31 protein-coding genes are annotated in these 25,312 nt (G+C 62.5%); 9 read left to right on the forward strand and 22 right to left on the reverse strand.

Translation table 11 applies throughout. The features are described from left to right. The first annotated feature begins 59 nt into the window (after positions 1 to 59). Together RBB18_RS15630 and RBB18_RS15635 are read left to right on the forward strand one after the other, a co-directional pair. Positions 60 to 518, forward strand: a complete 459-nt coding sequence (locus tag RBB18_RS15630) for an Lrp/AsnC family transcriptional regulator (RefSeq protein WP_306111692.1) — start codon at positions 60 to 62, stop codon at positions 516 to 518. A gap of 82 nt (positions 519 to 600) precedes the next feature. After that, entirely contained in the window at positions 601 to 1,602 is a 1,002-nt protein-coding gene (locus tag RBB18_RS15635; protein ID WP_306111693.1) for a Hint domain-containing protein, read from the forward strand. A gap of 258 nt (positions 1,603 to 1,860) precedes the next feature. Here the strand turns inward: RBB18_RS15635 and pnp are convergent, their stop codons facing one another. The 14 genes from pnp to RBB18_RS15705 all read right to left on the reverse strand — a co-directional run bounded on the left by pnp (position 1,861) and on the right by RBB18_RS15705 (position 14,778). Next, positions 1,861 to 3,996: a polyribonucleotide nucleotidyltransferase gene (gene pnp / locus RBB18_RS15640; RefSeq protein ID WP_306111694.1), complete on the reverse strand. Its 2,136-nt coding sequence runs from the start codon at positions 3,994 to 3,996 to the stop codon at positions 1,861 to 1,863. Between the two features lie 282 nt (positions 3,997 to 4,278). Next, positions 4,279 to 4,575 (reverse strand): hypothetical protein, encoded by a 297-nt coding sequence (locus tag RBB18_RS15645; protein ID WP_103763527.1) that lies wholly within the window; start codon positions 4,573 to 4,575, stop codon positions 4,279 to 4,281. 185 nt (positions 4,576 to 4,760) lie between these two features. Next, positions 4,761 to 6,002 carry a sodium:proton antiporter gene (locus RBB18_RS15650; protein WP_306111695.1) on the reverse strand — a complete coding sequence of 414 codons (1,242 nt, stop codon included), beginning with the start codon at positions 6,000 to 6,002 and terminating at the stop codon, positions 4,761 to 4,763. A gap of 121 nt (positions 6,003 to 6,123) precedes the next feature. Beyond that, positions 6,124 to 6,414: an SCP2 sterol-binding domain-containing protein gene (locus RBB18_RS15655; RefSeq protein WP_306111696.1), complete on the reverse strand. Its 291-nt coding sequence runs from the start codon at positions 6,412 to 6,414 to the stop codon at positions 6,124 to 6,126. Positions 6,415 to 6,491: 77 nt separating this feature from the next. After that, on the reverse strand, positions 6,492 to 6,932 hold the full coding sequence (locus RBB18_RS15660; protein ID WP_103763530.1) for a molybdenum cofactor biosynthesis protein MoaE: 441 nt from the start codon (positions 6,930 to 6,932) through the stop codon (positions 6,492 to 6,494). A gap of 4 nt (positions 6,933 to 6,936) precedes the next feature. Beyond that, the gene (gene moaD / locus RBB18_RS15665; protein WP_103763531.1) at positions 6,937 to 7,182 is read right to left on the reverse strand and encodes a molybdopterin converting factor subunit 1; all 246 of its coding nucleotides are present in this window, start codon (positions 7,180 to 7,182) and stop codon (positions 6,937 to 6,939) included. 4 nt (positions 7,183 to 7,186) lie between these two features. Further along, positions 7,187 to 7,846, reverse strand: a complete 660-nt coding sequence (pgsA, locus tag RBB18_RS15670) for a CDP-diacylglycerol--glycerol-3-phosphate 3-phosphatidyltransferase (protein WP_103763532.1) — start codon at positions 7,844 to 7,846, stop codon at positions 7,187 to 7,189. A 140-nt stretch (positions 7,847 to 7,986) separates the two neighbouring features. Next, entirely contained in the window at positions 7,987 to 9,870 is a 1,884-nt protein-coding gene (gene uvrC, locus RBB18_RS15675) for an excinuclease ABC subunit UvrC (RefSeq protein ID WP_306112362.1), read from the reverse strand. A 287-nt stretch (positions 9,871 to 10,157) separates the two neighbouring features. Continuing rightward, positions 10,158 to 10,958, reverse strand: coding sequence for an SDR family oxidoreductase (locus RBB18_RS15680; RefSeq protein ID WP_306112363.1), 801 nt, complete (start codon positions 10,956 to 10,958; stop codon positions 10,158 to 10,160). 13 nt (positions 10,959 to 10,971) lie between these two features. Next, complete coding sequence (locus tag RBB18_RS15685) at positions 10,972 to 11,934, reverse strand: calcium/sodium antiporter (protein WP_306112364.1); 963 nt, start codon at positions 11,932 to 11,934, stop codon at positions 10,972 to 10,974. Continuing rightward, a complete protein-coding gene (locus RBB18_RS15690; protein WP_172977391.1) occupies positions 11,934 to 12,101 on the reverse strand; it encodes a hypothetical protein in 168 nt (55 codons plus the stop codon). The genes RBB18_RS15685 and RBB18_RS15690 overlap by 1 nt, the downstream gene beginning before the upstream one ends. Before the next feature lies 1 nt (position 12,102). Beyond that, positions 12,103 to 12,900 carry a S49 family peptidase gene (locus tag RBB18_RS15695; RefSeq protein ID WP_306112365.1) on the reverse strand — a complete coding sequence of 266 codons (798 nt, stop codon included), beginning with the start codon at positions 12,898 to 12,900 and terminating at the stop codon, positions 12,103 to 12,105. A gap of 190 nt (positions 12,901 to 13,090) precedes the next feature. Then, the gene (locus tag RBB18_RS15700) at positions 13,091 to 13,852 is read right to left on the reverse strand and encodes an ABC transporter permease (RefSeq protein ID WP_103763537.1); all 762 of its coding nucleotides are present in this window, start codon (positions 13,850 to 13,852) and stop codon (positions 13,091 to 13,093) included. Further along, positions 13,849 to 14,778 (reverse strand): ABC transporter ATP-binding protein, encoded by a 930-nt coding sequence (locus RBB18_RS15705; RefSeq protein ID WP_103763682.1) that lies wholly within the window; start codon positions 14,776 to 14,778, stop codon positions 13,849 to 13,851. Before RBB18_RS15705 ends, RBB18_RS15700 begins: the two co-directional genes overlap by 4 nt. A gap of 230 nt (positions 14,779 to 15,008) precedes the next feature. Between RBB18_RS15705 and RBB18_RS15710 the strand changes: the two genes are divergently transcribed. Continuing rightward, complete coding sequence (locus RBB18_RS15710; protein ID WP_245890490.1) at positions 15,009 to 15,710, forward strand: SGNH/GDSL hydrolase family protein; 702 nt, start codon at positions 15,009 to 15,011, stop codon at positions 15,708 to 15,710. A 138-nt stretch (positions 15,711 to 15,848) separates the two neighbouring features. Here the strand turns inward: RBB18_RS15710 and RBB18_RS15715 are convergent, their stop codons facing one another. Continuing rightward, positions 15,849 to 16,358, reverse strand: a complete 510-nt coding sequence (locus RBB18_RS15715; RefSeq protein ID WP_103763538.1) for a CoxG family protein — start codon at positions 16,356 to 16,358, stop codon at positions 15,849 to 15,851. Positions 16,359 to 16,489: 131 nt separating this feature from the next. Between RBB18_RS15715 and RBB18_RS15720 the strand changes: the two genes are divergently transcribed. After that, on the forward strand, positions 16,490 to 17,167 hold the full coding sequence (locus RBB18_RS15720; protein ID WP_103763539.1) for a polysaccharide deacetylase family protein: 678 nt from the start codon (positions 16,490 to 16,492) through the stop codon (positions 17,165 to 17,167). 36 nt (positions 17,168 to 17,203) lie between these two features. Here RBB18_RS15720 and arfB read toward each other — a convergent pair whose 3' ends face one another. The 5 genes from arfB to RBB18_RS15745 all read right to left on the reverse strand — a co-directional run bounded on the left by arfB (position 17,204) and on the right by RBB18_RS15745 (position 21,633). Beyond that, positions 17,204 to 17,620, reverse strand: a complete 417-nt coding sequence (arfB, locus tag RBB18_RS15725; protein WP_371931665.1) for an alternative ribosome rescue aminoacyl-tRNA hydrolase ArfB — start codon at positions 17,618 to 17,620, stop codon at positions 17,204 to 17,206. A gap of 416 nt (positions 17,621 to 18,036) precedes the next feature. Then, entirely contained in the window at positions 18,037 to 18,660 is a 624-nt protein-coding gene (locus tag RBB18_RS15730; RefSeq protein WP_306112366.1) for a queuosine precursor transporter, read from the reverse strand. 72 nt (positions 18,661 to 18,732) lie between these two features. Further along, positions 18,733 to 19,659 carry a penicillin-insensitive murein endopeptidase gene (mepA, locus tag RBB18_RS15735; protein ID WP_306112367.1) on the reverse strand — a complete coding sequence of 309 codons (927 nt, stop codon included), beginning with the start codon at positions 19,657 to 19,659 and terminating at the stop codon, positions 18,733 to 18,735. Continuing rightward, positions 19,644 to 21,023, reverse strand: a complete 1,380-nt coding sequence (locus tag RBB18_RS15740) for an MFS transporter (protein WP_306112368.1) — start codon at positions 21,021 to 21,023, stop codon at positions 19,644 to 19,646. The genes mepA and RBB18_RS15740 overlap by 16 nt, the downstream gene beginning before the upstream one ends. A 73-nt stretch (positions 21,024 to 21,096) precedes the next feature. Further along, on the reverse strand, positions 21,097 to 21,633 hold the full coding sequence (locus tag RBB18_RS15745) for an acyl-CoA thioesterase (RefSeq protein WP_306112369.1): 537 nt from the start codon (positions 21,631 to 21,633) through the stop codon (positions 21,097 to 21,099). A 240-nt stretch (positions 21,634 to 21,873) separates the two neighbouring features. On the opposite strand from RBB18_RS15745, the gene RBB18_RS15750 reads away from it, so the two are divergent. Both RBB18_RS15750 and RBB18_RS15755 read left to right on the forward strand, forming a co-directional pair. Beyond that, on the forward strand, positions 21,874 to 22,182 hold the full coding sequence (locus RBB18_RS15750; RefSeq protein ID WP_152473387.1) for a YggT family protein: 309 nt from the start codon (positions 21,874 to 21,876) through the stop codon (positions 22,180 to 22,182). A 110-nt stretch (positions 22,183 to 22,292) separates the two neighbouring features. Beyond that, a complete protein-coding gene (locus RBB18_RS15755) occupies positions 22,293 to 23,057 on the forward strand; it encodes a hypothetical protein (protein ID WP_306112370.1) in 765 nt (254 codons plus the stop codon). Here the strand turns inward: RBB18_RS15755 and RBB18_RS15760 are convergent. Next, entirely contained in the window at positions 23,054 to 23,278 is a 225-nt protein-coding gene (locus RBB18_RS15760; RefSeq protein WP_306112371.1) for a DUF6471 domain-containing protein, read from the reverse strand. The genes RBB18_RS15755 and RBB18_RS15760 overlap by 4 nt on opposite strands. A gap of 97 nt (positions 23,279 to 23,375) precedes the next feature. Here RBB18_RS15760 and RBB18_RS15765 point away from each other — a divergent pair, with 97 nt between their 5' ends. The 3 genes from RBB18_RS15765 to RBB18_RS23200 all read left to right on the forward strand — a co-directional run bounded on the left by RBB18_RS15765 (position 23,376) and on the right by RBB18_RS23200 (position 24,923). Beyond that, entirely contained in the window at positions 23,376 to 24,338 is a 963-nt protein-coding gene (locus tag RBB18_RS15765; protein WP_306112372.1) for an IS1595 family transposase, read from the forward strand. Positions 24,339 to 24,473: 135 nt separating this feature from the next. Continuing rightward, positions 24,474 to 24,728 carry a DUF1902 domain-containing protein gene (locus RBB18_RS15770; RefSeq protein ID WP_306112373.1) on the forward strand — a complete coding sequence of 85 codons (255 nt, stop codon included), beginning with the start codon at positions 24,474 to 24,476 and terminating at the stop codon, positions 24,726 to 24,728. A 27-nt stretch (positions 24,729 to 24,755) separates the two neighbouring features. Further along, positions 24,756 to 24,923 carry a type II toxin-antitoxin system HicA family toxin gene (locus RBB18_RS23200; RefSeq protein WP_371931666.1) on the forward strand — a complete coding sequence of 56 codons (168 nt, stop codon included), beginning with the start codon at positions 24,756 to 24,758 and terminating at the stop codon, positions 24,921 to 24,923. Here the strand turns inward: RBB18_RS23200 and RBB18_RS15775 are convergent. After that, a complete protein-coding gene (locus RBB18_RS15775) occupies positions 24,912 to 25,262 on the reverse strand; it encodes a hypothetical protein (RefSeq protein ID WP_306112374.1) in 351 nt (116 codons plus the stop codon). The two genes, RBB18_RS23200 and RBB18_RS15775, sit on opposite strands and share 12 nt — an antisense overlap. Between the last annotated feature and the right edge of the window lie 50 nt (positions 25,263 to 25,312).

Raw genomic sequence — 25,312 nt, forward strand, 5'->3', positions numbered from 1 at the left:
CTGTAGAAACCGGAATATTCTTCGAAGCACTGGCGTTTCACCAAAAGGTTTTGCCCCGAATGACCCTCGACACGATGGATCGTCGCCTTCTTGCCGTTCTGCAGAAACGCGGCCGCATCTCCAACGCCGACCTGGCCGAGGCGGTCAACCTCTCGCCCTCGGCCTGTCATCGCCGGGTGCAGCGGCTGGAAACCGAAGCCTACATCAAGGGCTATGTCGCCCTTCTGGACCCGCGCCGCATGGGGGTGCCCACCACCGTCTTCGTCGAGATCACCCTCACGACCCAGGCAGACGATGTGCTCGACGCGTTCGAGACCGCCGTGGCCCGCATCCCCAATGTGCTGGAATGCCACCTGACGGCGGGCACCGCAGACTATCTGCTCAAACTCGCGGTCGAGGACACCGAGGATTTCGCCCGCATCCACCGCCAGTATCTCACCCGCCTGCCCGGTGTGGCCACCATGCAATCCAGCTTTGCGCTGCGCACGGTGCTGCAAACCACGGCCCTGCCGGTTTAAGTCAAATCCGCCGTATTTTCCTTTCGGTAATCAACATCGCCTTAGGCTCTTGACGTGATGCTCGCCTCTCGGAGTGGCGGGCATGACCAAGACGTTTTACGGCATAGACAACGAATTCGCGGTTGCGACCGGGGCAAACGTCAACGACGCGCCCGGGCAATCGTCCTTCGACTATCCGCCCAACAGCTCGCAGGACCTGATCGTCACCTCGAACGCGAGCGACAGCGGCCCCAACCTGTTCGAACTGGGCGAGACCTACGATGTTCAGTATTCCGGCCCCGGCGGCACGCATCTGCTCGACGACGCGGTCGTGATCCGCAGCGACCCGGCCCCGGCTGATGGCGGCATCATCGTGTTCGAAGGGACGGATGGCAACGGCGACCCGGCCCAGGTCATCTGGTCGCCGGGCTTCGATCTGGAAACCTGGTACTTCGACAATTTCACCAACGGCCAGCCGCCCAAGTTTTTCACCTCCGACCAGAACGCCAGCTATACCCATACGGTCAATTGTTTCGCCGGCGGTACCTTGCTCGAAACCCCGTCCGGCGCCCGGCCCGTCGAGCATCTTCGTCCCGGTGACCGGGTGCTGACCCGCGATGCCGCGCCCCGGCGCATCCTCTGGGCAGGCGCGCGGCGCATGGCGGGCGACGGGCCCGCCTGTCCGGTCCGTTTCGCCCCCGGCGTTCTCGGCAACACGCGCCCACTGCGTCTGTCCCAACAGCATCGCGTCGCGATCCGCGCGTGGAAGGCCGAGCTGCTCTTCGGCACGCAAGAGGTACTGGTGCCCGCCAAGGCGCTGGTGGGCCAGCCCGGCATCACCTTCGCGCCCTGCCGCTCCGTGACCTACGTCCATCTTCTGCTCAAGGATCATCAGCTTGTCCTGGCCGAGGGCGGCGCACCCTGCGAAACCATCCTGCCCGGCGTGATGACAGAGGACTGGCTGATCGAAGAAGCCGCCGCGATCCGTCGCGCCGCCGGTACCGCACCCTATCGCGCGGCACTGCCGATCCTGACCTACCGCGAGGCCCGCTGCATCGCTGGCAGGCGCGGCCCTCTCCGCGCACCTGCCTTTATGCGGCTTTAGAAACAAGGAAAATCCAAAGGGCCCCGGTTCGTTGACCGGGACCCCCTCCGACGCGCATGATCCGTGAGTGACAGCGCAGCCGGATACCCTTCCGGTACCCGTATTCTAACCGCGGAGCGGCTGAGCGGTGTATCGGAAAAAACACGGGCTTTGACCCGTAGGGAAAACCTTACCTTTGGCTGTGACGTCGCGTCACTTTCCCGCAAAAAAGCCCCGGCGTTTCCACCGGGGCTTTCCGTTTCTCAAAGACCGCGGATTTTACTCGTCCGCAGGCTCTTCTTTCTTGGCTTCCTCGCCGGTCTCCTGATCGACAACCTTCATCGACAGGCGCACCTTGCCGCGATCGTCAAAGCCCAGCAACTTGACCCACACGTCCTGGCCTTCCTTCAGAACGTCCGAAGGATGGTTCAGGCGGCGGTTCTCGATCTGGCTGACATGCACCAGCCCGTCGCGCTTGCCGAAGAAGTTCACGAAGGCGCCGAAGTCCACGATCTTCACGACCGTACCCTTGTAGATCTTGCCTTCTTCCGGCTCTGCCACGATCGAATGGATCATGTCGTATGCCTTCTGGATGGCCTCGCCGTTGGGCGACGCGATCTTGATGACACCCTCGTCGTTGATGTCGACCTTGGCGCCCGACACTTCGACGATCTCGCGGATCACCTTGCCACCGGACCCGATCACTTCGCGGATCTTGTCGGTCGGGATCTGCATCGTCTCGATGCGCGGTGCGTGAACCGAGAACTCGCTCGCTTCGGTCAGCGCCTTGGCCATCTCGCCCAGGATGTGCAACCGGCCGGCCTTCGCCTGCTCAAGCGCCTTCTGCATGATCTCCGGCGTGATGCCTGCGACCTTGATGTCCATCTGCAGCGACGTGATACCGGCTTCGGTCCCCGCCACCTTGAAGTCCATGTCGCCCAGGTGATCCTCGTCCCCAAGGATGTCGGTCAGGATGCCGTAGGAACCGTCGTCTTCCAGCACCAGGCCCATGGCCACGCCGGCCACCGGCGCCTTCAGCGGCACACCGGCGTCCATCATGGACAATGACCCACCACAGACCGACGCCATCGAGGACGAGCCGTTCGACTCGGTGATCTCGCTGACGACCCGGATCGTGTAGGGGAAATCCGTCGCCGCCGGCAGCACCGCCTGCAACGCGCGCCATGCCAGCTTGCCGTGACCGATTTCACGCCGTCCCGGAGGGCCCACGCGACCCGCTTCGCCGACCGAGTAGGGCGGGAAGTTGTAGTGCAGCAGGAAGTTCGAACGGAAGTTGCCGTGCAGCGCGTCGATGATCTGCTCGTCGTCGCCGGTGCCCAGCGTGGTCACGACCAGACCTTGCGTTTCCCCACGGGTGAACAGGGCCGAGCCATGCGTCCGCGGCAGCAGGCCGGTTTCCGAAACGATCGGGCGGACCTCGTCGAGGCTCCGGCCGTCGATCCGCTTACCGGACTTCACGATGTCACCGCGCAGGATCGACGCTTCCAGCTTCTTGAGAGCGGAGCCCAGGTTCGGATCTTCAAGCTGCTCTTCGGACAGCGATGCCTTGATCTCTTCCTTGGCGGCCGAAACGGCACTCGTGCGTTCCTGCTTGTCCTGGATCTTGTAGGCCGCGGCCAGCTTGTCTTCGCCCGCCGCCTTCACGGCCTCGTAAAGGTCGCTGTAATCCGGCGGCTGGAAGTCGAACGGCTCTTTCGCAGCGTCCTCGGCCAGGTCGATGATCATGTCGATCACCGGCTGGATCTGCTCATGCGCGAAGTTCACCGCGCCCAGCATTTCCTCTTCCGACAGCTCGTAGGCTTCGGATTCCACCATCATCACGGCACCCTTCGTGCCCGCAACCACCAGGTCGAGCCGCTGCTCGGGGTTGTTGCGCAGGTCGTGCATGTCGTCGACCTCGGGGTTCAGCACGTACTCGCCATCGGTGAAACCGACACGGCAGCCCGCGATCGGCCCCATGAAGGGCGCGCCCGAAATGGTCAGCGCGGCGCTGGCCGCGATCATCGCCACCATATCCGGGTCGTTGACCAGGTCATGGCTCAGCACGGTGCACATCACCAGCACTTCGTTCTTGAAACCCGGCACGAACAGCGGGCGGATCGGACGGTCGATCAGGCGCGCGGTCAGGGTTTCCTTTTCCGTGGGCCGTGCCTCACGCTTGAAAAAGCCGCCGGGCACCTTGCCCGCGGAATAGTATTTCTCCTGGTAGTGAACGGTCAGCGGAAAGAAATCCTGACCTTCACGCGGGGCTTTTGCAAAGGTCACGTTCGCCATGACCGAGGTTTCCCCGTAGGTGGCGATGACCGAGCCATCCGCCTGACGGGCAACCTTGCCCGTTTCCAGTGTCAGCGTATCCTCGCCCCACTGGATCGATTTTTTCACTTCTTTGAACATCTATCGTTTCCTAGCTGGAGGCCCTCCCGGGCGTATCCCGGGTCCTCCGTTACATTGGTGGCCCCATTGCCACCGACCCCTCCATCATCTCATGCGCCGGGGTCTAAGGCGTCACGTTTCAGATAGGTGCGCCCATACAGCAGATCGGTGTGAAATGAAAGCGGCGATGTCGCGCCGGCCACAGCCCGAAACACGCACCCGGCGGCATATTGCACAGGACGGCCATCGAACATCGTCATGATTGGAATTTCAGGGCTCGCCCCCGGGACAAGCCGCGCGGCCTCACTGGGTCGGCTTGTCCGGCAGCGATCCGAAAACCTCTTCGGCCAGAACCTCGCCGGACAGGCTCAGCTTTTTCTGCCCCTGCGGATCTTCCTCGACCTCAAGCCAGACTTTCTCGCCGTCCAACTCGACATAGAACCGCCACTCGTCGTGTTCGATGCTGGCAATCGCGTCTTCGGGCCTGAGTTGCCACGGCGCCTTGCCAAAGAATTTCTTCACATACCCCCCGAGCTGCCGGATATCCGTCCCCGGTTTCGTCGAAGTGTTTGCCCAAGTCACCTGTGCCGGTACTGCCATCGCATAAACTCCCTCCAGAGTTTAAAGGATAGCACGGTTAACAATTTTGTCACGATTCGCTGCAAAAGCCGGGCGGGTCAGCCCCCCACGTTCAGTGCGGCGCGTCGAAACATGCCAATTTCCAAGGGCAAATGGGGCAGAGGGTTCGCATCACACGAGACCCCGCGCCGCGCGGCGAAAGACCGTCAATCCTCGATCCTCCGCATCGACCAGTTGACGCTGAAACCGTGCAGGATCGTGGACAGCAGGATGACCAACCCGACAAGCGACCAAAGCTCACTCTCGTTCACGAAATCTATATGGCTCATCGCGTAGCACAGGTAGTAGATCGAGCCGATCCCGCGCACCCCGTAGACGGCAACCACCGCCCGGTCCCGGTGCGGCATATGCGACCCCATCAGGCTCAGCCAGCCTGATACGGGCCGGATGACCAAGATCAGGATCAGCGCAATGACCACATGGCGCCAGGTCAGATCGGCCAGCACCAGCGGCAGGACCGTCCCCAGCGCGACCAGCAACAGGGCGGTCAGCGCATGTTCGATCGATTCCGTGAAATCATGCAGGCGCCGGTGAAATCGGTGGTCCTTTTCCTCTCGCCGCAGGGTCAGCCCCATCACGGCAACGGCGATGAACCCATAGCCCTCCACCAGTTCCGTCGAGCCATAGCACAACAGCACCCCGGCCAGTGCCACCACCCCCGATCCGGTGTCGGCCAGCGGCGCGTTCCGCGGGACCGAGAACAGCACGAAAGCAAGCACGCGGCCACCGGCCCATCCGGCGACGATCCCGACGGCGATGCGATAGAACACATCCCAAACCAGCCAGTCCAGCGCCCAGGCACCCGGGTTCAGGCCTTCCGCGGCCACGATCAGTCCCAGATACACGAACGGAAACGCCAGCCCGTCGTTCAGCCCCGCCTCCGTCGTCAGGGTAAAGCGCACGGGATGCTCCCGGCCTTCCTGCGGCGGACCGACCTGCACATCGGCCGCCAGCACCGGATCGGTGGGCGCGATGACTGCCCCCAAGAGGATCGCCCCGGCCACGGTCAGGCCCTCCAGGCTGACGCCAAGCAGAGCCACGGCGGCGATGGTCAATGGCATGGCGATGCCAAGCATACGCGCCGTCGGACTCCACTTGCGCCAGGGCCTGATCGTGTCGATCCGCATCCCCGTCCCGAACAACGCCACGATCACGGCCAGCTCGCTCATCTTTTCCCACAGCAGCGGCGCTTCGCGCGGGTCAGGCATGAAAGCCGCGGCTGGGATCAGCATGGCGGCCCCGGCCCCGAACAGGATCATCAGCGGCGCAAACACCGGCTCCGCGCGGGACACCAGCCGCGGCAGCCACCGCGCGCTGATGACGATCACCCCGGTCACCGCCAGCGCAATGTGATAGGGATCAAGACCAAAAAAGGAATCCGAGTTCATGGATGCTTCTGTTTCGTTGAAATCGTGGTACCAGGAACGGGATTAGCACAGCTTTGCAAGCGACCGCCACAAGGCCTCAGGGCGCGGACGCTGCCGTTTACCAGCACACCCTGTCCGGGCCTCACCCGGTCAGGATCCCGCTGACTTTCAGCGCCCGCTGCGCATTCCCCTCGACCTTCAGCTTGCCCGACATGTAGGCCATCACCGGGTTCTGCTCGCCCGACAGGATGTCGCGAAAGACCGCATCGCTGGCCATCAGCACCACGTCGGCGTCCTCGTCGCCCGCCCTTGCGCCAGTCTCGTCCAGCATCACGCTGCCCGCACCCTCGATCACCAGCTTCGCGGTGCCGCGAATGGCCCCCTTCGCCTTGGGGTTCAGCGTTTCGACATAACTCTCGATGATCTCGTTCATGGAATGACGCACCTTTCGCTGTCCCGACGGGCAAATCTCTCCATGCACGGCCCGCTGCGGTCAACGCGAACCTTGCGTCACCAGCGGCTCAGCGCATCCTCGTCGGCGTCCTTGGCATCCACCCAATCGGCGCCGTCCCGCGTCACTTCCTTTTTCCAGAAGGGCGCGCGGGATTTCAGGTAATCCATCAGGAACTCCGCCGCCTGAAACGCATCCGCCCGGTGGGGCGAGGACGTGGCGACCATCATGATCATCTCGTCGGGGGCCAGCGCACCATGGCGATGAATGACCAGCACATCGCCCAAGCTCCAGCGCGCGCTTGCCTCCTCCGCGATCCCGGCCAGCGCCTTCTCGGTCATCCCCGGGTAATGCTCGATCTGCATCGCCTCCAGGCCCGCCGCGATATCCCGCACGATCCCGGTGAAACTCACCACCGCGCCCATGCCACTCTGCCGGCTGGTGAAATCGTTGACCTCTGCGCCAAGGTCGAACGCCTCTTCCTGCACACGGATGTCCAAGGCCTCAGCCCCCCGTCATCGGCGGAAAGAATGCCACCTCGCGCACCCCCGCAAGCGGCGCATCGAAATCCGCCAGCTCCTGGTCCACGGCCACCCGCAGCGCATCCAGATCGGCGAACGCCATCTCGTAGCGCGCCTCCCGCGCCCGCAACTCCTCGACCAGGTCCCGCACCGTCGCGGCCCCGGTTTCGATGTTGTCCTTGGGGCGCCCGATCCGCTCCCGCACCCATGCGAAGTATAGAACGTCCATGTGCTCAGTCCTTCAGGTAAGGCATCGCCTTGCGAAAATAGTCGAAGCCGGTGATCAGCGTCAGCCCGGCGGCCAGCCACAACAGCCACAGCCCAACATGGCCGGTGACGACCATCCCGTCGAATTTCCACCGCAGCCCATGCAGATCCTCTTCGCGACCCGCCAACACATCGGCCACGATCTGTTCATCCATGCCCATGCTGGACATGCCGAAATAGTGCAGGAAAACACCTTGCGCAAAAAGCACCGCAATCGCCACCATCTGCAACGTGGTCTTCCACTTGGCCAGCCTGGTCACCTTCAGCGTTCCCGCCGTATCGCCCAGGTATTCCCGCAGGCCCGACACGAACACTTCCCGGAACAGGATCATCGTCGCCGGCAGCACCAGCCACGGCGACATCGACGAGTACCCCAGGATCACCGCGAGTGCGATCACAACCATCGCCTTGTCCGCGATCGGATCCAGCATCGTGCCCAGCTTGGTCGTCTGCTTCCACGCCCGGGCCAGGTAGCCGTCGAACCAGTCCGTGATCGCCGCGCCGACGAACAGCACCAGCGCAAACCAATCCGCCCACGGGCGGTTGAAGTAAAGAAACATCACCGCCAGCGCCGGGGCCGCCAACAACCGCAACACGGTCAGAATATTCGGAAGATTCCACGTCATACGCTCTAAGTAGTGCGAACCGCCCCCGTCCGAAAGCCCTGATCAGGTTTCCACGGCTTCATCGTTCCCGAAATACTCAGGGGGTCTGGGGGCAGCGCCCCCAGCCGGTCGGGGCGGGCGCAGCCCGCGTCGAAATCCGCTCAGCCTTTCTCGTGGAAATGGTCATAGACCTTCTGCGCCAGCGCGGCCGAGACGCCGTCCACAGCCTTGAGATCTGCCAAGTTCGCCCGGCTCACCGCCTTGGCCGACCCGAAATGCGCCAGCAATGCGCGTTTACGCGACGCGCCCACCCCCGCGATCTCGTCCAGCGGTGAGGCACTGACCGCCTTGGTCCGCTTTGCCCGGTGCGTGCCGATGGCAAACCTGTGCGCCTCGTCCCGCAGCCGCTGGATGAAATACAGCACCGGATCGTTGTGGCGCAGCGCCATGGGCCGCTTGCCCATCCGGTGAAACTCTTCCTTGCCGGCGTCGCGGTCCAGCCCCTTGGCCACGCCCACCATCGGCAGGTCGCGCACGCCCATCTCCTGCATGATCGAATGCACGGCGCTCACCTGCCCCTGACCGCCATCGATCAACAGCAGATCGGGCCACAGCCCCTTGTCGCGGTCCGGATCCTCCTTGATCAGCCGCTTCAGCCGCCGGGTCAGGACCTCTTTCATCATCCCGAAATCATCCCCGGGGGTCAGGTCGTCGCCGCGGATGTTGAACTTACGATACTGGTTCTTCATCAGCCCTTCGGGCCCGGCCACGATCATCGCCCCCACGGCATGCGCCCCCTGGATATGGCTGTTGTCATAGACCTCGATCCGCTCCGGGGCCGCGGGCAGGTCGAACGCCTCCGCCACGCCCTTCAGCAGCTTGGCCTGCGTCGCGCTCTCGCTCATCTTCCGCGCAAGGCTTTCGCGGGCATTGCGCAGCGCCGCCTCGACCAGTTCCGCCTTCTCGCCCCGCTGCGGCACCAGCAGTTCCACCTTGCGCCCCAGTTTGCCACTCAGCGCCTCGGCCATCAGGTCCGGGCTCTCGATCTCGTGGCTCAGGATGATCTGCCGCGCCGGGTCCTTGGTGTCATAGAACTGGCCCAGGAACGCCTCCAGCACTTCCGCCTCGGCCACGTCCGCACCGACGCGCGGATAGAAATCCTTGTTCCCCCAGTTCTGCCCTGCGCGGATGAAAAACACCTGCACGCAAGCCTGACCTTTCTCCAGGTGCAGCGCCACCAGATCCGCCTCGCCCACCGTGCGCGGGTTGATCCCCTGCGCCGTCTGCACCTGCGTCAGTGCCTTGATCCGATCACGCAAGGCCGCGGCGCGCTCGAACTCCATCGCCGCGCTGGCTTCCTGCATGTCGGCGGCCAGCTTCTCCTGTATCTCCGTCGACCGCCCCGACAGGTAACGCTGCGCATCCTTCACCTGCGCGGCATACTCCTGTTTCGAGATATACCCCACACATGGCGCCGTGCAGCGCTTGATCTGGTATTGCAAACAAGGCCGCGTGCGGCTCTCGAACTGCGTGTCGCTGCAATTGCGCAGCTGGAACACCCGCTGCAACTGCCCCAGCGTCCGGTTCACCGCCCCCGCGCTGGCGAAGGGGCCATAATACTGCCCTTTCTCCTTCTTCGCGCCGCGATGCTTCTTGATCATCGGAAAGTCGTGCCCGGTCACAAGGATATTCGGAAACGACTTGTCGTCGCGCAAAAGCACGTTGTAGCGCGGCTTCAGCTGCTTGATCAGGTTCTGCTCCAGCAGCAGCGCCTCGGTCTCGGTCGCCGTGGTCAGGAACATCATCGACGCGGTTTCCGCGATCATCCTAGCGATCCGCGGCGTATGCCCCGTGGGCCGCGAATAGCTCGACACCCGCGCCTTCAGGTTCCGCGCCTTGCCGACATACAGCACCTGGCTCTGCGCCCCCAGCATCCGGTAGACCCCGGGCGAGCCATCCAGCGTCTTCAGGTAAGACTGGATCACCTTATGCCCGGTCTCGGGGACGGCAGCGCGCTCTGTTTCGTGTTTCGATTCGCCGGTCATTCGTTCTGGTTTGATTCTGCCTGTTGGGCTGCAATGATTAGCACACACCCCGCAATAGGAAACATCTCCACCGATCGTGTGGATAACTCTGCGGACAAGTTTTGGGCAGCCGGATTTTTTCGTTGTATTAGACCTGCTTCGTTAAGTTGCACAGAAATTAAGCACAAACATAAGGCATTGTTTTCAATACACAAAAAATCCGTGGTATCCCAAATATATGAAAACATTAAAACTTTTGTAACGCTTCGGTAACCACCCGGCGGCACGTGAACAAGTTGACGTGGCGTCTATACATCGACGCCCAGAACATCCGGCGTTTGCCATGCCAGATGCTGCCCGCCATCGACGCAGATCAGCTGCCCGGTGACCGCCTTTGCCTCCAGGAAATAGCCCAGCGCGGCGGTGATATCCTCGGGGTTCACGCCCCGCTTCAGAATCGTTCGCGCCCGCTGGTCAAAGAACTGTTCTTCGCTCTGCTCGGTGCTCTTCAGCGTCGGTCCGGGCCCGATCCCGTTGACCCGCACGCGCGGGGCCAGCGCCTGCGCGGCGGTGCGCGTCATCGTCCACAGGCCCGATTTCGCAATCGTGTAACTGGCGAAATAGGGCGTCAGCTTGCGCACCCGCTGGTCGATCATGTTCACCACCAGCCCCTGCGCCACCGGCTCGCCGTTCTCGTCCTTGACCGGCTCCGGCACCTGCGCCGCCAGCGCCTGCGTCAGCGCAAAGGGCGCGCGCAGGTTCGATTCCATGTGCCGGTCCCAGCTTTGCCGCGTCGCCGTCTCGTATGTCTCGTCCTCGAAAATCGACGCGTTGTTCACCAGCACATGCACCGGCCCGCCCAGCCGCGCCGCCGCCTCGGGCATCAGCGCCTGTACCGCATCCTCGTCCAGAAGGTCCGCCTGCACGGCCACGGCCCTTTGCCCCTTCGCCTCGATTTCGCCGGCAGTTTCCTCGGCCGCATCGGCCGAGCCGCCGTAATGCACTGCCACGTCATATCCCCGCGCCGCCAGGTACAGCGCCATCGCACGCCCAAGGCGCTTGCCGCCTCCGGTCACAAGGGCGCGGCGGATCTGGGGTTGGTCGGTCATGCGGGGGCTCCGTTCAGCTCAACACGACCAAGACATAGATCACGTAAAGAACGGTCAAGGCGATGCCCCACAGCCGGTGAATGTCCCGGCCCAGGAACACGAACGGGATCAGCAGCAGCGACGCGCCCAGCATCACCCAAAGGTCGAATTTCAGGAACTCGGGGTCGACCGGGATCGTGCCGACAAAGGACGTGATCCCGATGATGGCCAGCAGGTTGAACATGTTTGACCCGATGACGTTGCCCAGCGCCACGTCGGCCTGCTTGCGCAAGGCCGCCATCACCGTCGTCGCCAGCTCAGGCAGCGAGGTGCCCAGCGCGACCAGCGTCAGGCCGATCACCGCGTCGCTGACGCCGAATTCCCGCGCGATGATCGACGCATTGTCCACCAGCAGGTCCGCGCCCAGCGGCAGCCCCACAAGGCCCAGCGCCAGAAAGACGAAGATCTGCCACCACGGCATGTCGGGGTCCGCGCCCTCGACCTCTTCTTCGTCCTCGGCCTCGGCAGCTGCCGCGGCCCCGGCCTTGCGGTGGTTGCGCGCATCCCGAAACGCATCGCCCAGCACCAGCCCAAGGCAGGCCAGCAGAACCGTCCCCGCCAGCATGTCGAACGGACCCCGGAATGCCATGCCGATGAAGATCAGCGTCGCCCCGATCATGAACAGATACGTCTTGCGCGTGTTGCACCCCGAGGTGTGCAGCGGCGCCAACAGCGCCGGCACCCCAAGCACCAGCAGGATATTGGCCGTGTTCGACCCGATCACGTTGCCCAGCGCCAGCCCCGGCTTGTTGTCCAGCACCGCGTTGACCGAGATCAGCAGTTCAGGCGCCGAGGTGCCGAAAGCCACGATGGTCAGGCTGACGATCAGCGCGGGAATGCCCACACGCAGGCTCAGGTTCACCGCGCCCTTCACAAGCGCATCGCCTGCCAGCAGCAGGATCAGCAACCCCAAGCCCGACATCAGCCATGGCCACATCAGGATTTGCCCTCCCGGCACTGGCACGGCCCCTTGCCGATGCGAAACCGCTTGCAATGCGGGCAACGGGCCGACTCCAGCTTTTTCTGTCCGGGAAAGCGCAGGCGTCCGAACATCGCCAGCACTGCGATGAAGGCCAGGAATATGAGGGCGATCTTGCTCAGCACGTCACAGGCCGAACCGGGCAAAAGCCGCGCGTTCCTCGACCGAGGCGAACGCATCCTCGACCACCGAAGACCCGAACCGCTGGAAAAAGCCCTTTTTCTTGCCGTAGGTGGCGAACCGCACCTTGTCGCCGTAAAGCTCCTTCAGCTTCGGCACCAGATGCGCCACCCCGTCGGCCAGCCCCAGCTCGACACCCCGGCCACCCAGCCAGAACTCGCCGGTAAACAGGTCGTCGTCCTCGCTCAGCCGGTCGCCCCGCCGCGCCTTGATCTGCGCGATGAAGTTTCCGTGCATCTCTTCCAGAATGCCTTTCAGACGCGCCACGTCTTCCTTCTTCTCGGGCTGGAACGGATCAAGCGTGCTCTTCGACTTGCCAGCCGTGTAGACCCGCCGTTCCACACCCTGCCGCGCCAGGAACACATGCGCGCCGAAGCCCGCCGAGATCACGCCGATGCTGCCCACGATCGAATTGTCGTCGACCCAGATATCATCCGCCGCCGAGGCCAGCCAATAGCCGCCCGACGCCGCGACGTCCTCGACGAAAGCATGAACCGGCACTTTCTTTTCCTCGGCCAGCCGCCGGATGCGTCCCGCGATCAGCGCAGATTGCACCGGCGATCCGCCAGGGCTGTTGATCAACAGCGCGACGGCCTTGGGCTTGCCGCGGCTGAACGCCTTTTCAATGGCGGGCGCCATCGCCTCGTCGCTCAGGGGCATCCGGGACCCTGCGCCAATCGTACCCGACAGGCGGATAACCGACACCAGCGGGTCGCTTTTCAAAAACGGGATAAATCGCTTCATGGAGGGGCATGTAGAATGCCCGCGCGCGACAAACAAGGTGGCGGCGCGTATCAATAGGGCCGACGGGCAAGAAAGCCACGAATACGACGCAGGGTCAGACCGCCGCCGCCCTCTCCCAGGACGGCGCCCATCCTGCGTAGGGTGGGTGAAAACCCACGCGCCTCCCGACGCCAACCCAGGCGCGCTCTCCTCAACTCTTGATCCGGTACCCCGTCTTGAAGATCCGCCAGATCAGGAACAGGCACAGCGCCGTGAACCCCGCAATCGCCAGCAGGCTCAGCCCGATGGACACGTCCGCCTGCCCGAAGAACGCCCAGCGGAACCCCGAGATCAGGTAGACCACCGGATTGAACAGCGTCACCGTCTGCCAGAACGGCGGCAGCATCGAGATCGAGTAGAACGAGCCCCCCAGGAACACCAGCGGCGTCACGATCAGCAGCGGCACCAACTGCAACTGCTCGAAATTCTGCGCCCAGATCCCGATGATGAACCCGAACAGCGCGAAACTGATGCAGGTCAACAGCAGAAACACCACCATCGCGCCCGGATGCTGTATTTCCACGTCCACGAACAACGCCGAGGTCGCCAATATCACCACCCCGATGAACAGCGCCTTGGTGGCGGCGGCCCCCACATACCCGATCACGATCTCCAGGAAGTTCACCGGCGCCGACAGCAATTCATAGATCGTGCCGATGAACTTGGGGAAATAGATCCCGAAGGAGGCGTTTGAAATCGCCTGCGTGATCACCGACAGCATGATCAGCCCCGGCACGATGAACGCGCCGTAACTCACGCCCTCCACCTGGTCGATCCGGCTGCCGATGGCCGCGCCGAACACCACGAAGTAAAGCGAGGTCGAGATCACCGGCGACACGAAACTTTGCAGCAGGGTGCGAAAGAACCGCTGCATCTCGAACTTGTAGATCGCTGCAATGGCCAGAAAATTCATGCCGCATCCTCCTTCACCAGCCCCACGAAGATCTCTTCCAAACTCGACTGGCTGGTCTGAATATCGCGGATCACCAAGCCCGCCTCCGTCAGTTCGCGCACCAGCCGCGCAATCCCCGTCCGCTCGGCATTGGTGTCATAAGTATAGGTCAGGCTCTGGCCGTCCGGGCTCTTCCACAAGTCGTAATCCGACAGGCTCTCGGGCACCGCCTCCACCGGCTCGACCAGATCGATCCGCAAGCTCTTGCGCCCCATCCGCTGCATCAGCGCGGCCTTGTCCTCGACCAGCAGGATCTCGCCCTTGTTGATCACCGCCACCCGGTCGGCAATCGCCTCGGCCTCCTCGATGTAATGGGTGGTCAGGATGATTGTCACCCCGTCCTGCCGCAGCCCTTCGACCACCTCCCACATATCGCGGCGCAGCTCCACATCGACGCCGGCGGTCGGCTCGTCCAGGAACAGAACACGCGGCTCGTGCACCAGCGCCTTGGCGATCAGCACCCGGCGCTTCATGCCGCCCGACAGTTCCTTGACCTGGTTGGTGCGCTTGTCCCACAGGCTCAGCTGCCGCAGGATCTTCTCCACCAGCGCCTCGTCACGCCCCTTGCCAAAGAGGCCGCGCGAAAACCGCACCGTGTTGATCACCTTCTCGAACGGCTCCAGCGCGATCTCCTGCGGCACCAGTCCCACCAGCGACCGCGCCGCGCGATACTCCTCGGCGATATCATGCCCGCCGACGCGCGCCGTCCCGCCCGTGGGCGTCGTGATCCCGCACAGCGCCGAAATCAGCGTCGTCTTTCCCGCGCCGTTGGGCCCCAACAGCGCCAGGATCTCGCCCTCGCGGATCTCCAGGTCCACGCCCTTCAAGGCCTGGAACCCGTCGTCAAAGGTCTTCTCCAGGCCGCTCACCTCGATAAACGCTGCCATGTCCCGCGCTCCTTCTTTCGTCATTCGCGGCAAAGTAATCCGGCCGCGACCCGGCGCAAGCCGGTACGGAAACACAACCCCTTGTGCATTCCTGCGCGCCGAAACCCATGCCGCCCCAAATAAAACGTATCGTTTCCACATTTTGCATTGCACGACTCGTCTCAAGCGGGAATTCTGTCCGCGGTTGGGGGCGCATGATGCATGCGCATCAAGAAAATCGCAGGACAGACATGAAACGCCTCTCTCATTTTGTCTGGCCGCTCATCATATTTGCGCTCGGTGCCTGCACCGAGTCGGTGACGCGTGCCGACAACTCCCGTATCCTTCTCATGGGCGACTCCATGATGGCCTTTCACGGCACGGCCGGGAAATCCGTCTCTCACGCCATGGAACGCCGCCTGGGCGAGCCGGTCATCGACCGCTCCGTGTCCGGCGCCCGCTTCCTCTATTCCCTGCCCATCTCGGGCGCGGCCGGCATGAACATCACGAAACAATTCCGCGCCGGCAACTGGGACTGGATCGTGATGAACGGCGGCGGCAACGACATTCTCTTCGGCTGCGGCTGCGGGCTTTGCGACCGCCGCATCGACCGGCTGATCTCCGACGACGGTACCACCGGCGTCATCCCCGGTTTCGTGTCGAAAATGCGCAAGACTGGCGCCAACGTGGTGATGGTGGGCTACCTGCACACCCCCGGCGTGCGCTCCCCCATCGAAGGCTGCGTCGACGAGGGCCGCGAGATGGACGCCCGCATGGCCCGCCTCGCCGCGCTCGACCGCGGCGTGCACTTCATCCCGATGAGCGATGTCGTCCCGCCCGGCGACCGCACCTACCACGCGGTCGACCTCATCCACCCGTCACCCAAGGGGTCCGACGCCATCGGCAGCCGCATCGCCGAACTCATCCGCCAGAACGGACCGCGCCGGAAATAAAGTGTCCCGCCTTTGGCCTGACACTTCAAATAAAGGCGGCGCGCGCGCAACGATCACGCGCCCCCTTTTCCTCTGGCCAAAAATATCCCCGCCGGAGGCTCCGACGGGGACGCAATCAACCCGACATGAAACGAACTCTCACCCCTTCGAGATCATCCGCTTCAGCCAACCTTTCTTCTCGGCCTGCTCTTCCGGCTCGTCCTCCTTCGGCCCCTCGATGACATCCTCGAGGTTGGAAAAGAACTGGTCGGCCATCTTCTTGGCAAACCCGTCCACGATCCGGCTGCCAAGCTGCGCCAGCTTGCCACCCACCTTCGCCTCCACGTCATAGCTCAGCTTCGTGCCGCCCTCGACCTCTTCCAGCCGAACATCCGCCGCGCCCTTGGCAAAGCCCGCGGCCCCGCCCTTGCCCTCGCCTTCCAGGCGCAGGCTCTCGGGCTGGGTCATCTCGCTGAACGTCACCATGCCCTTGAACGTGGCCTTCACCGGCCCGACCTTCTGTGTCACCGTCGCCTCGTACCCGTCCTGCGGGTTGCCCGTGACCTCCTGCGCGCCCGGCACGCATTCCTTCAGAACTTCGGGTTCCATCAGTGCGGCCCAGACCGTCTCCCGGTCCGCCGCGATCTCGCGCTCGCCACTCATCTGCATGACACGTCTCCTCCTTGGGTTGGCCCGATCCTACCGCACGGCCCCGAACCCTCCAAGACCGATGCGCAGTATAAATTGACAGACGCGAGGCGTCTCGCGCATCAAGACCTTAGTCGCATGGGGGACCGCACTTGCCCGGCACGCTTTGCCTCACCTTCGACGATCTGTTCGTCGCAAACTGGGTCGCCGCCCGACCCGTGTTCGACGCCCATGACGCCCGCGTCACCTTCTGCGTGTCGCACCTGCACACGGCCATGCCGGACCAGATCGAAGGCCTGCACCTCCTGCAATCCGACGGTCACGAGATCGCCTGCCACACCCGCACGCACCCGAAACTGAAATCGTACCTCGCAACCCACGGCCTCGACCACTGGCTCGAACACGAAGTAGACCTTGCCATAGCGGAACATCGCGCGGCAGGCTTCCCGGCACGCACCTTCGCCTGCCCCTTCCACGCTTCCACGCCCGAGACCCGCGCGGCCCTCGCCTCCCGCTTCGAGGTCATCCGCGCCGCCGGCCCCCGCAGCCTCGACCACACCAACCCCGCCAGCCGCATCTATTCGGAAATCCCGCCCTCCCGCTGTCTCGACAACCTCGGCTTCGCCGACATGCAGCACAAGGCCTTCCCCGGCTGGCGCCGGCAGCACCACTTGCTCGACCTCATCGCCAAGACGGACGGCCTCGCGGTCTTCACCGGCCACGACATCAGGGACCGCAAAACCGGCCCGGGATTCTACAGCAGCCAAGCCCAGATCGGCCGCCTGCTGGGCGCCGCCACCACGCGGGGCGTTGCGATCAAACCCGCGTAGGGTGGGCGAAAACCCACGCGTCCTGCACACGGCGCATCAAACGCCGTCCACCTTCCCCCTCAACGCCTTCACTTCCGCCCGCTTCTTCTTCGCCTCCACCCGCTTGCGCTTCTGGTTCTTCGACACTTTCGTCGGGATGCGCCGCTTCGGCTTTTCACACGCCTTGACGATCAGGTCCGCCAGCCGCTCCCGCGCGATCTCGCGGTTGCGGGCCTGGCTGCGTTCCTCCGACACCTGTAGCACCACCGCGCCGTCCTTGGTCCAGCGCCGCCCGGCCAGCCGCCGCAGCCGCCGTTTCACCGGGTCGGGCAGGTTCGGCGAGCGATCCGCCTCGAACCGCAACTCCACCGCCGAGGACACCTTGTTCACGTTCTGCCCGCCCGGCCCGGACGCGCGGGTGAACTGCTCGGTCAGCTCCCAATCCTCGATGGTGATCTTGTCGTTGATCTTCATGATGCCCTGTCAAATAGCACTGACGCGATGCCACTCAAAGCGTTTCGCCTTTGACCTGAGGAATCAGCTAAAGGCGAAACGCGTGCAACGCTTGAATGTTGCGCGGCGTTTCTCGATAAGCAGCGTTTCAGGTTTATCGCGAAACGCTTTAAATACCGACGCGATACCGACGCGCCATTTTCACACTAAAAGGGCCGCCCCAACCTCGTGGAGCGGCCCTTCTAAAAGTTTCGGAGGCGAGGTCGGTTAGGCCCTGCCAATCCGGGTGTTCACGCGCCCAAGGGCTGCCTCAGACACGAACCTCCCTGACTGTTCCGACACCTCTCTCCAATCCCTTTATAGACACTGGATCACCTCCTTTCAGCTGTTGAACTCAAAGGTAGCCTGCCACAGATTTCGCGTTTGTCAAAACAAAATCATGTGGTCCTGCCACTAAGTGACCCCACGATGATGCGAAACGGCACAAGTGCCAAAATTGCCAGCACCAGCTTCACCAGCCAGTCCGCCACCGCCAGCGACACCCAGAGCGGCACCACCGGGCCTGCACCCAACAGCGGCAGCGCCTCGCCGGCCCAGCTAACGTCATTGCCCGGCTCCAGGAATGTCAGGCTGGCCGAAAACGCGATGGTAAAGAACAGGCCCGTGTCCACGCTGCCCCCGATCAGCGACGACACCACCGGCGCCCGCCACCAGGCACCAGCCCTGAACCGGTCGAACACCGCGATATCCAAAAGCTGCGCGGTCAGAAACGCCACGGCCGAGCCAAGCGCGATCCGCACCGTCACCAAGGGGCCGAACTCGCCCGAAATCTGCGTGCCGATGAACGAACAGATCAGCCCCACGACAAAGCCCGCCAGCACCACGCGCCGTGCCGCCGCGCGGCCATAAACACGGTTCATCACGTCCGTCACCAGGAAGGCCAGCGGATAGGTGAACGCCCCCCATGTCAGCCACTGGCCGAACAGGAACTGCACCAGGATGTTCGACGCGACGACGATCGCCGCCATCGCCAGAACGCCGGGAAGGATCTTGGGTGTCATGCGCACAGGCCCCCGATACGCGTCTATATCAGGGGCCTGCGCCTAGTCACTTTGCGGCAGAACCGCAAGGCCTTACTCCGATTGCAGCACGCCCAGGCACTGCGCCGGCAGGTCCGCCATGGTCAGCTCACGGCGCGGCTTGGGCGGCGGCGCGTCGGGGTCGGGCGGCGGCGGGTTCAAAATATTCCTCTGCCACTGCCGCGCATCGGCGCAGCCATCCCCGGCGGGGGGCGCGGCCTGATCGACACAGCCCTTCGCCCCGCGCGGACATTTCAGCCGCACGTGGAAATGATAGTGGTGCCCGTACCACGGCCGGATCTTGCGCAGCCAGCTGCGGTCGCCGGTCTCTTCCTCGCACATCCGCACCTTGGCGCCGGGAAAGACGAAAATCCGCGCCACACGCGGGTCCTTCGCCGCGGCCTTCATGATCTCGTGATGCGTCCGGTTGTAATTGTCATTGGTATAGGCCCCGTTCGCCCGCCGCAGCGAAATCGACGACAGGCTTTCGCGCTGCGCCCGGCTGAGGTTCAGGTTGTTCGCCGGCCGCAGCCAGATATCCACGTCCAGCCCCATCTGGTGGCTGCGATGCCCGGTCAGCATCGGCCCGCCGCGCGGCTGGCTGATGTCGCCCACGTAAAGTCCGTTCCACCCCGGCTGCGTCGCGGCAAAGCGCGACAGTTTCTGCACGAAGTCGATGACCTCGGGATGGCCCCAGTTGCGGTTCCGGCTCAGGCGCATCGCCTGCCATGTCGGCCCGGTCTCGGGCAGTTGCACACCGCCCGCCACGCATCCCTTGGCATAGCCGCCAAAGGGCCGCGCGGCCTGCTGCGAGCCGCCCCGCTTGGCGCCGAACAGCTGTTTCGCCTGCACCCCGCGCATGTCTGCCGGGATGTTCTGCGTCGACAGCACCGCGGGCTGGACGCTCTCCTGTTCTGCGGTGGACCCGCCACAGCCTGCCAGCACCAGCGCCAGCAGGACCGGCTTTACGATACGGACCATGTTTCACTATCCCCTTTTGCCTGAACCCAGCGTAGCAAGATCAACCCCACGAGGAAAAGAAGAATAAGGGGCGTGACCCCAATTCGCGCGCTTTCGCTGATATAGGTCACCAGACCGATCAATGCGGGGGCCACGAACGCCGTTGCCCGCCCCGACAGCCCGTAAAGACCAAAGCTTTCGGTCGGCACCGCCGGGTCCGTGTGGCGCACCATCAGCGACCGGCTGGCCGATTGCAGCGTGCCACCCAGGCCACCGATCAGGATACCGCAGCCGAAGAACACCATGTCCGGCAGGGCCGAGCCCTCCTCCAGCGGGATGCCGAAGAACATCGTGCGGTCCATGCTGACGATGGTGATGCACACCCCGATCAGGATCCACACCGCCACCACGATCACCGGCTTCGGCCCGTATCGCTTGTCCAGCCTGCCGCCGACCCAGCTGAAGGCCGCCGCGGCAACGGCGCTGACGATCCCGAAGATCCCCACCCTCACGATCGACCAGTCCAGCACCAGCGTCGCATAAGTGCCCCCGAAACTGTAAAGCCCGTTCAGCGCGTCGCGATAGAACATCGACGATCCCAGGTAGGCCAGCAGGCTTTTGCGGTTGGGCAGGTTCGCCACCGATTTCTTCAGCAAAGCCATCGCACCGACGAACCCCGTACCCTTGGGCGCGGTGTCCGCATCGCGCACCCACAGGAAATAGGGGATCATGAACACCACGTACCAGGCCGCCGCCAGTGGCCCGACGATGCGCTTGTCCTCGTCCTGCGCGGCATCCAGTCCCAGCGCCGGTTCCAGCCCGACGATTGTGCGTCCCCCGTCCATGGTCTGAAAGAACACCAGCATGATCGCCAGCGAAGCCAGCCCGCCGAGATAGCCAAAGGCGAACCCGCTGCCCGATGTCGACCCCACGTCTTCCGCCGTCGCCACCGAGGGCAGTTGCGAATTTACGAAGATCAGCGCGTACTCCGCCCCGATAAAGCCGATCCCAAACATCACCAGCATCGCGATCATGTTCGACCCGTCCGGCGCCGTCCACCACAGGCCCGCCGCGCCGACGACATAGAGCACCGAAAAGAAAACCATCCACGGAATACGCCGCCCGGCGGAATCCGCCATCGCGCCCATGATCGGCGCACCAAAGGCGATGACCAGCCCCGACAGCGCCAGGCACCATGACCACAAGGTCTGGGCCCGCGCATCCGCCGCCTCTTCTTCCAGCCCGGTACCAAGGAAATAGTTCGAGGCGACAGCCGCAAAGAACGGCCCGAACACGAAGGTCACCAACAGGGTGTGATAGGGCTGGCTGGCCCAGTCGAAAAAGAACCAGCCCCAGATCCGCTTGCGTGCTGAAACGTCTGCCATCTTGCCCCCTCGCCTCGCCGCGATCAAACGCGGTTCGGGGTCCGGTGGCAAGCCTTTCCTTGGGCTTTCCGCGTCAGTCCTGCATCGGCGGCCAGGGCCGCTTGGCATCCGCCTCGATCCACGCGGTCACCCACTCGGGCGCCTCGGGCCGCTCCACCGTCTTGCCCAGCGCCGCCATCACCGTCTCGGGCGGCACAATCCCGTCCTTGCCCGTCACGGCCGAGCGATAGACGATGTGATTGGCGCACTCGCCATCCGCTTTCCACATCGACTGTTCCAGATAGACGAACCGCGCGTCCCACCACACCGCGCGGGACCGCATCTCGACCGTCTCGAACATCCTGATCCGGCGGCGATACCGCACGCTCGCCCCCGCCATGGTCAGACCCCAGCGGTTCTTCCTCAGCACGCCGACCAGCCCCGCCCGCCGCGCCAGCGGGATGCGCCCCAGATCATACAGCGTCAGCGTGCGCCCATTGTTCAACTCCATCCACAGGTCGATATCCCACGGCAAGCAGACATGCCGCGACACGTGCGTGTCGGTCGGCGCCAGCGGCGGCGAATTGCGGTGCTTATAAAGCTGCCAGAACATGCGGACGACAGGATACATCGGGCGCTCCTTTTCCCGTTGGTCTTGACGCGGGCGCGGCATACGTCAACCACAACCTCGCGTAAAGCTTGCGGAATACCGGCATGACGCTTACCTGAAGCGTGCGGCCAAAAACCTGGATCGCAGTTATTGGTCGTGCGCAGCGCGACGATTGAGTGTTGCGCGCACCCTGCCTTTATCTGATACCTCAGGTTAACGGCAGGACGCTTTATTCCGCGCAGCAAGCAAGAGGTTCTTTAGATGCAGGCAATCGCAGGTCCCATCGGGCTCATTCTGGACGTGGTGTTCTTCATCATGATCATCCACATCATCATGAGCTGGCTGATCAATTTCCAGGTCCTGAACCTCAGCCAACAGTTCGTGGCCCAGATCTGGTACGGCCTGAACCGCCTGCTGGAGCCGATCTACGAACCCATCCGCCGCATCCTGCCCGACACCCGCCCCCTCGACCTCGCGCCTCTGGTGGCCTTCGTCGCGCTGATTTCGCTGCGCGACTTCATCCTGCCGGAACTCCTGTGCAACGGGCGCCCCTTGGGCTACTGCGGATAGACGCGCCATCGCCAGACCGCGGGCTGGCGACCTGACAGGTCTTCAGGGCACTTTATCCCTGTCGCATCCGCGGCCTTATGTATCAACCGCACCAGCCGGAGGGCTGAGCGGTGATTAAGCTAACCTATGCGCTGGCCTTTCTCTATTCTTTCAATGTGGAAGCCGCCTTTTCTTGCGGACCAAGTATGAAAAACCTCAAGGTTGTAAAAGACGTCTTCCCCGCCCCAATGCGATCTGTATGTTACGCCGAAGATAAAATAGGTCGGGTCGATCATTCCGGGGTCAATCTCCATCTGCCACCCCGCGTCTATTGGAAAAGCCTTTCCGGGGTAGATAACTTCGCCATCGTTCAAAATTCTGGAGCGAGCAATTGCGACCAGGGCTGCGGCCGTTTCTTCATGCGGAGCGATTGCGCCCTTCTGGATGCAAAAGAAGTGCCTTTGAACGTCAATCGCCGGAAAGTTCGTAAAGTTGTCTATCGTCCAGATAGCCGGAACGGTAAACAGGTGGTGCGTCCTGTTAAGGTCGCCACTTGGCTCCAAGGTAAAGCGAAGCCAAGGCCGCTGTTCTTGGCGCATGATTTTGTTAGCTTCAAGGGCAGCAGTAGCAGCTTTGACAGCAGCCTCATTGGCGCCCCTGGTCAGGTTCAGGGTTCGCCAAAGCATCCAAACGGCAGCGATGGTCAATATGGCCATAATCCATTGAGCGAGCGTGTCTTCGAGATAGACGGCGGGCGGGATTATCCAGCAGCGGTCCTCTGGCTGTATGCTTTGGCCCTGATAGGAATTGGCGTTTTGGGGGGAGAAATAGCAGCCCGCTCCATACTCCGAAACCAACAGGGCGAGAATAAGGACGACAGCACCGCCAATCACTAGTCCAAGTGCAAAGTACCCGTCTGTAAAACGCTTAAACATTGCAGCAGGAACGCCGCCGAAAACTTCCCTCTGGATAGCTTGTTGGCGACGTTCACCTCTTTTTCTTCGATTCCAATAGCTGCCAGCCTTTCAACAAGCCCCGCGTATGTCACGCCTTTTCTTTTCAACTCAGCCTTGAGCAATCCTGCCGCCTTGGCTTCCCATTCTGTTTGCTGTGGCATACCGACTCCGTTAATAACCTATCTTTTTAGTATATAGGGTATTGAATACAGTATGTCATCTTACTATATCCGTTATTAACATAACGGAAACAGTATCATGGCACAGCACTTTCTTCTCTCAGCAGCGTCCCGCACCCTCAGCCTTCGCCAGATCTACAAGGGCGGCGAGGATGCGGCTTACAAAGCGTTCTGTGAAATGCGCTGGCCCGAAACCAAGGGCGAGGCGGTTTGCCCGCGTTGCAGCCACGGTGAAACCTACAACATCACCACGCGCCGCAAGTTCAAGTGCAAGAACTGCCACCACCAATTTAGCGTCACGTCTGGCACTATCTTCGCCAGCCGCAAGATGGACTTTGTGGACCTTCTGGCCGCAATCTGCATCCTTGTGAACGCCTCGAAGGGTGTTTCGATGGTGCAGCTTTCCCGCGATCTGGACTGCCAATACAAGACCGCGTTTGTGCTAGCCCACAAGCTGCGCGAGGCAATGGCGCAAGAGGTCCAGACCGGCGAAGTGCTGGAAGGCCACGTTGAAATTGATGGTGCATACTTTGGCGGTCACGTTCGCCCTGCGAACCGCAAGGAAAACCGCAAGGACCGCCGCTTGAAAATCCACCAGACCGGAAAGCGCCGTGTCGTTATCGCCCTGCGCGAACGTACAGGCCGCACCCTGCCATTTGTCAGCATGGACGAAGGCGAAGGCGTTGCGCTGGCAAACGAGAACGTGTGCCGCATGGCCACCATGTCAGCCGACGAAGCAAGCCATTGGGACCTGCTGCACGCGGGCTGGAACGTGGACCGCGTGAACCACAGCGAATGCTACAGCGACCACGGCAAGCACACCAATATGGCGGAAAGCTATTTCTCGCGCCTGCGCCGCATGATCGACGGACAGCACCACGGTGTCAGCCCGCAATACCTGATCCAGTATGCGAACCACGCCGCGTGGCTGGAAGACAATCGCCGCAGCGATAACGGCGAACTGGCGCACCGTCTGGTCAGTAATGCTATGGACGCGCCGGTTAGCCGGAATTGGAAGGGGTATTGGCAGCGGGCGGCATAAATTGGCCGCGGTCGATTTAGGTAAAATTAACTTACCTATTGCCAAATCACCACAAAGAGCCATATCTTGACCATATTCCCGGTGCACAAGGGGAGCGTTCGAGGGGCAAAGAGCGGCACTAGTGGGAGAGCAACTGTGAAAAATCGCACGTTCTACATTAAGGCAATCTGGGATGAAGACGCTGGCGTGTTCGTTTCGGAAAGTGACATCGTGGGGCTTCACATTGAAGCCGAGACTCTGGAAGAGTTTGAGCGCATTATGCGAGATAATGCGACCGATTTTATTGTGGAAAATCACATCAAGCCCAAGGAAATTGCGCAGAAGCGGATCAAGGACTTGATCCCGACAATCATCTGGCAGGGCGGGAACAAAAACGCAGCCGTTGCTTGATAATTGGTAGACGGTTTTCAAAAGCAGGTGATCAAGGAACTCAAGCGGCTTGGATACTACAAGAGCGGCGGATCAAAGCACCCCAAATGGCGCCATGACGGTGGCAGGCCTGCCGTTATGGTCCCGCATAAGATTTTAAGCAGGCACACCGCACAAGGCATATTAGATGATGCTGGCTCTTGCCTAAAGCTGTAGTACCCACACCCGCCCCTCGCGCCGCACCATCCCCCTACGCTCAAGCCGCAGCAACGCCTGATAAACCCGGTGATACATGAGCGTGTAGGGCACGTCAGGCGCTTCTAGGGTCAGTGTGATGCCGCGTGGTGTGTTGTGCCCCTCTTTGATAGCCGCAAGCACCATACGCCTCATGCGGCCCTTGTACTGCCCATTGGTGGGCAGGCGCTTTGGGTAGCAGGGCAGATCAACGCCACGCAGGGTTAGCAGCGCCTCGACATGGGGCAAGCCGTCTAGGCCGTTGCGCGTCATGTCCTTGTGCAGTTCTAATAGCACGTTGTTTATGGTTCTGTCCTGCATGGGGAATCAATACAGGAATACAGTGTGTTATGCTTGGTGCGGTTGATACA

The organism is Roseovarius sp. MMSF_3298 (assembly GCF_030733705.1).
Lineage (GTDB): Bacteria > Pseudomonadota > Alphaproteobacteria > Rhodobacterales > Rhodobacteraceae > Roseovarius > Roseovarius confluentis.

What these genes read in the sequence shown, in the direction of transcription:
- RBB18_RS15700 (WP_103763537.1), bottom strand. Translation starts at nt 13,852, where the DNA reads ATGAATTTTCTGGCCATTGCAGCGATCTACAAGTTCGAGATGCAGCGG.
- RBB18_RS15710 (WP_245890490.1), top strand. Translation starts at nt 15,009, where the DNA reads ATGAAACGCCTCTCTCATTTTGTCTGGCCGCTCATCATATTTGCGCTC.
- mepA (WP_306112367.1), bottom strand. Translation starts at nt 19,659, where the DNA reads ATGGTCCGTATCGTAAAGCCGGTCCTGCTGGCGCTGGTGCTGGCAGGC.
- RBB18_RS15630 (WP_306111692.1), top strand. Translation starts at nt 60, where the DNA reads ATGACCCTCGACACGATGGATCGTCGCCTTCTTGCCGTTCTGCAGAAA.
- RBB18_RS15715 (WP_103763538.1), bottom strand. Translation starts at nt 16,358, where the DNA reads ATGCAGATGAGTGGCGAGCGCGAGATCGCGGCGGACCGGGAGACGGTC.
- pgsA (WP_103763532.1), bottom strand. Translation starts at nt 7,846, where the DNA reads ATGACGTGGAATCTTCCGAATATTCTGACCGTGTTGCGGTTGTTGGCG.
- RBB18_RS15650 (WP_306111695.1), bottom strand. Translation starts at nt 6,002, where the DNA reads ATGAACTCGGATTCCTTTTTTGGTCTTGATCCCTATCACATTGCGCTG.
- RBB18_RS15645 (WP_103763527.1), bottom strand. Translation starts at nt 4,575, where the DNA reads ATGGCAGTACCGGCACAGGTGACTTGGGCAAACACTTCGACGAAACCG.
- RBB18_RS15775 (WP_306112374.1), bottom strand. Translation starts at nt 25,262, where the DNA reads ATGCAGGACAGAACCATAAACAACGTGCTATTAGAACTGCACAAGGAC.
- RBB18_RS15705 (WP_103763682.1), bottom strand. Translation starts at nt 14,778, where the DNA reads ATGGCAGCGTTTATCGAGGTGAGCGGCCTGGAGAAGACCTTTGACGAC.
- RBB18_RS15750 (WP_152473387.1), top strand. Translation starts at nt 21,874, where the DNA reads ATGCAGGCAATCGCAGGTCCCATCGGGCTCATTCTGGACGTGGTGTTC.
- RBB18_RS15635 (WP_306111693.1), top strand. Translation starts at nt 601, where the DNA reads ATGACCAAGACGTTTTACGGCATAGACAACGAATTCGCGGTTGCGACC.
- RBB18_RS15730 (WP_306112366.1), bottom strand. Translation starts at nt 18,660, where the DNA reads ATGACACCCAAGATCCTTCCCGGCGTTCTGGCGATGGCGGCGATCGTC.
- RBB18_RS15685 (WP_306112364.1), bottom strand. Translation starts at nt 11,934, where the DNA reads ATGTGGCCATGGCTGATGTCGGGCTTGGGGTTGCTGATCCTGCTGCTG.
- RBB18_RS15760 (WP_306112371.1), bottom strand. Translation starts at nt 23,278, where the DNA reads ATGCCACAGCAAACAGAATGGGAAGCCAAGGCGGCAGGATTGCTCAAG.
- RBB18_RS15740 (WP_306112368.1), bottom strand. Translation starts at nt 21,023, where the DNA reads ATGGCAGACGTTTCAGCACGCAAGCGGATCTGGGGCTGGTTCTTTTTC.
- RBB18_RS15655 (WP_306111696.1), bottom strand. Translation starts at nt 6,414, where the DNA reads ATGAACGAGATCATCGAGAGTTATGTCGAAACGCTGAACCCCAAGGCG.
- arfB (WP_371931665.1), bottom strand. Translation starts at nt 17,620, where the DNA reads ATGAAGATCAACGACAAGATCACCATCGAGGATTGGGAGCTGACCGAG.
- RBB18_RS15745 (WP_306112369.1), bottom strand. Translation starts at nt 21,633, where the DNA reads ATGTATCCTGTCGTCCGCATGTTCTGGCAGCTTTATAAGCACCGCAAT.
- RBB18_RS15680 (WP_306112363.1), bottom strand. Translation starts at nt 10,958, where the DNA reads ATGACCGACCAACCCCAGATCCGCCGCGCCCTTGTGACCGGAGGCGGC.
- pnp (WP_306111694.1), bottom strand. Translation starts at nt 3,996, where the DNA reads ATGTTCAAAGAAGTGAAAAAATCGATCCAGTGGGGCGAGGATACGCTG.
- uvrC (WP_306112362.1), bottom strand. Translation starts at nt 9,870, where the DNA reads ATGACCGGCGAATCGAAACACGAAACAGAGCGCGCTGCCGTCCCCGAG.
- RBB18_RS15695 (WP_306112365.1), bottom strand. Translation starts at nt 12,900, where the DNA reads ATGAAGCGATTTATCCCGTTTTTGAAAAGCGACCCGCTGGTGTCGGTT.
- moaD (WP_103763531.1), bottom strand. Translation starts at nt 7,182, where the DNA reads ATGGACGTTCTATACTTCGCATGGGTGCGGGAGCGGATCGGGCGCCCC.
- RBB18_RS15765 (WP_306112372.1), top strand. Translation starts at nt 23,376, where the DNA reads ATGGCACAGCACTTTCTTCTCTCAGCAGCGTCCCGCACCCTCAGCCTT.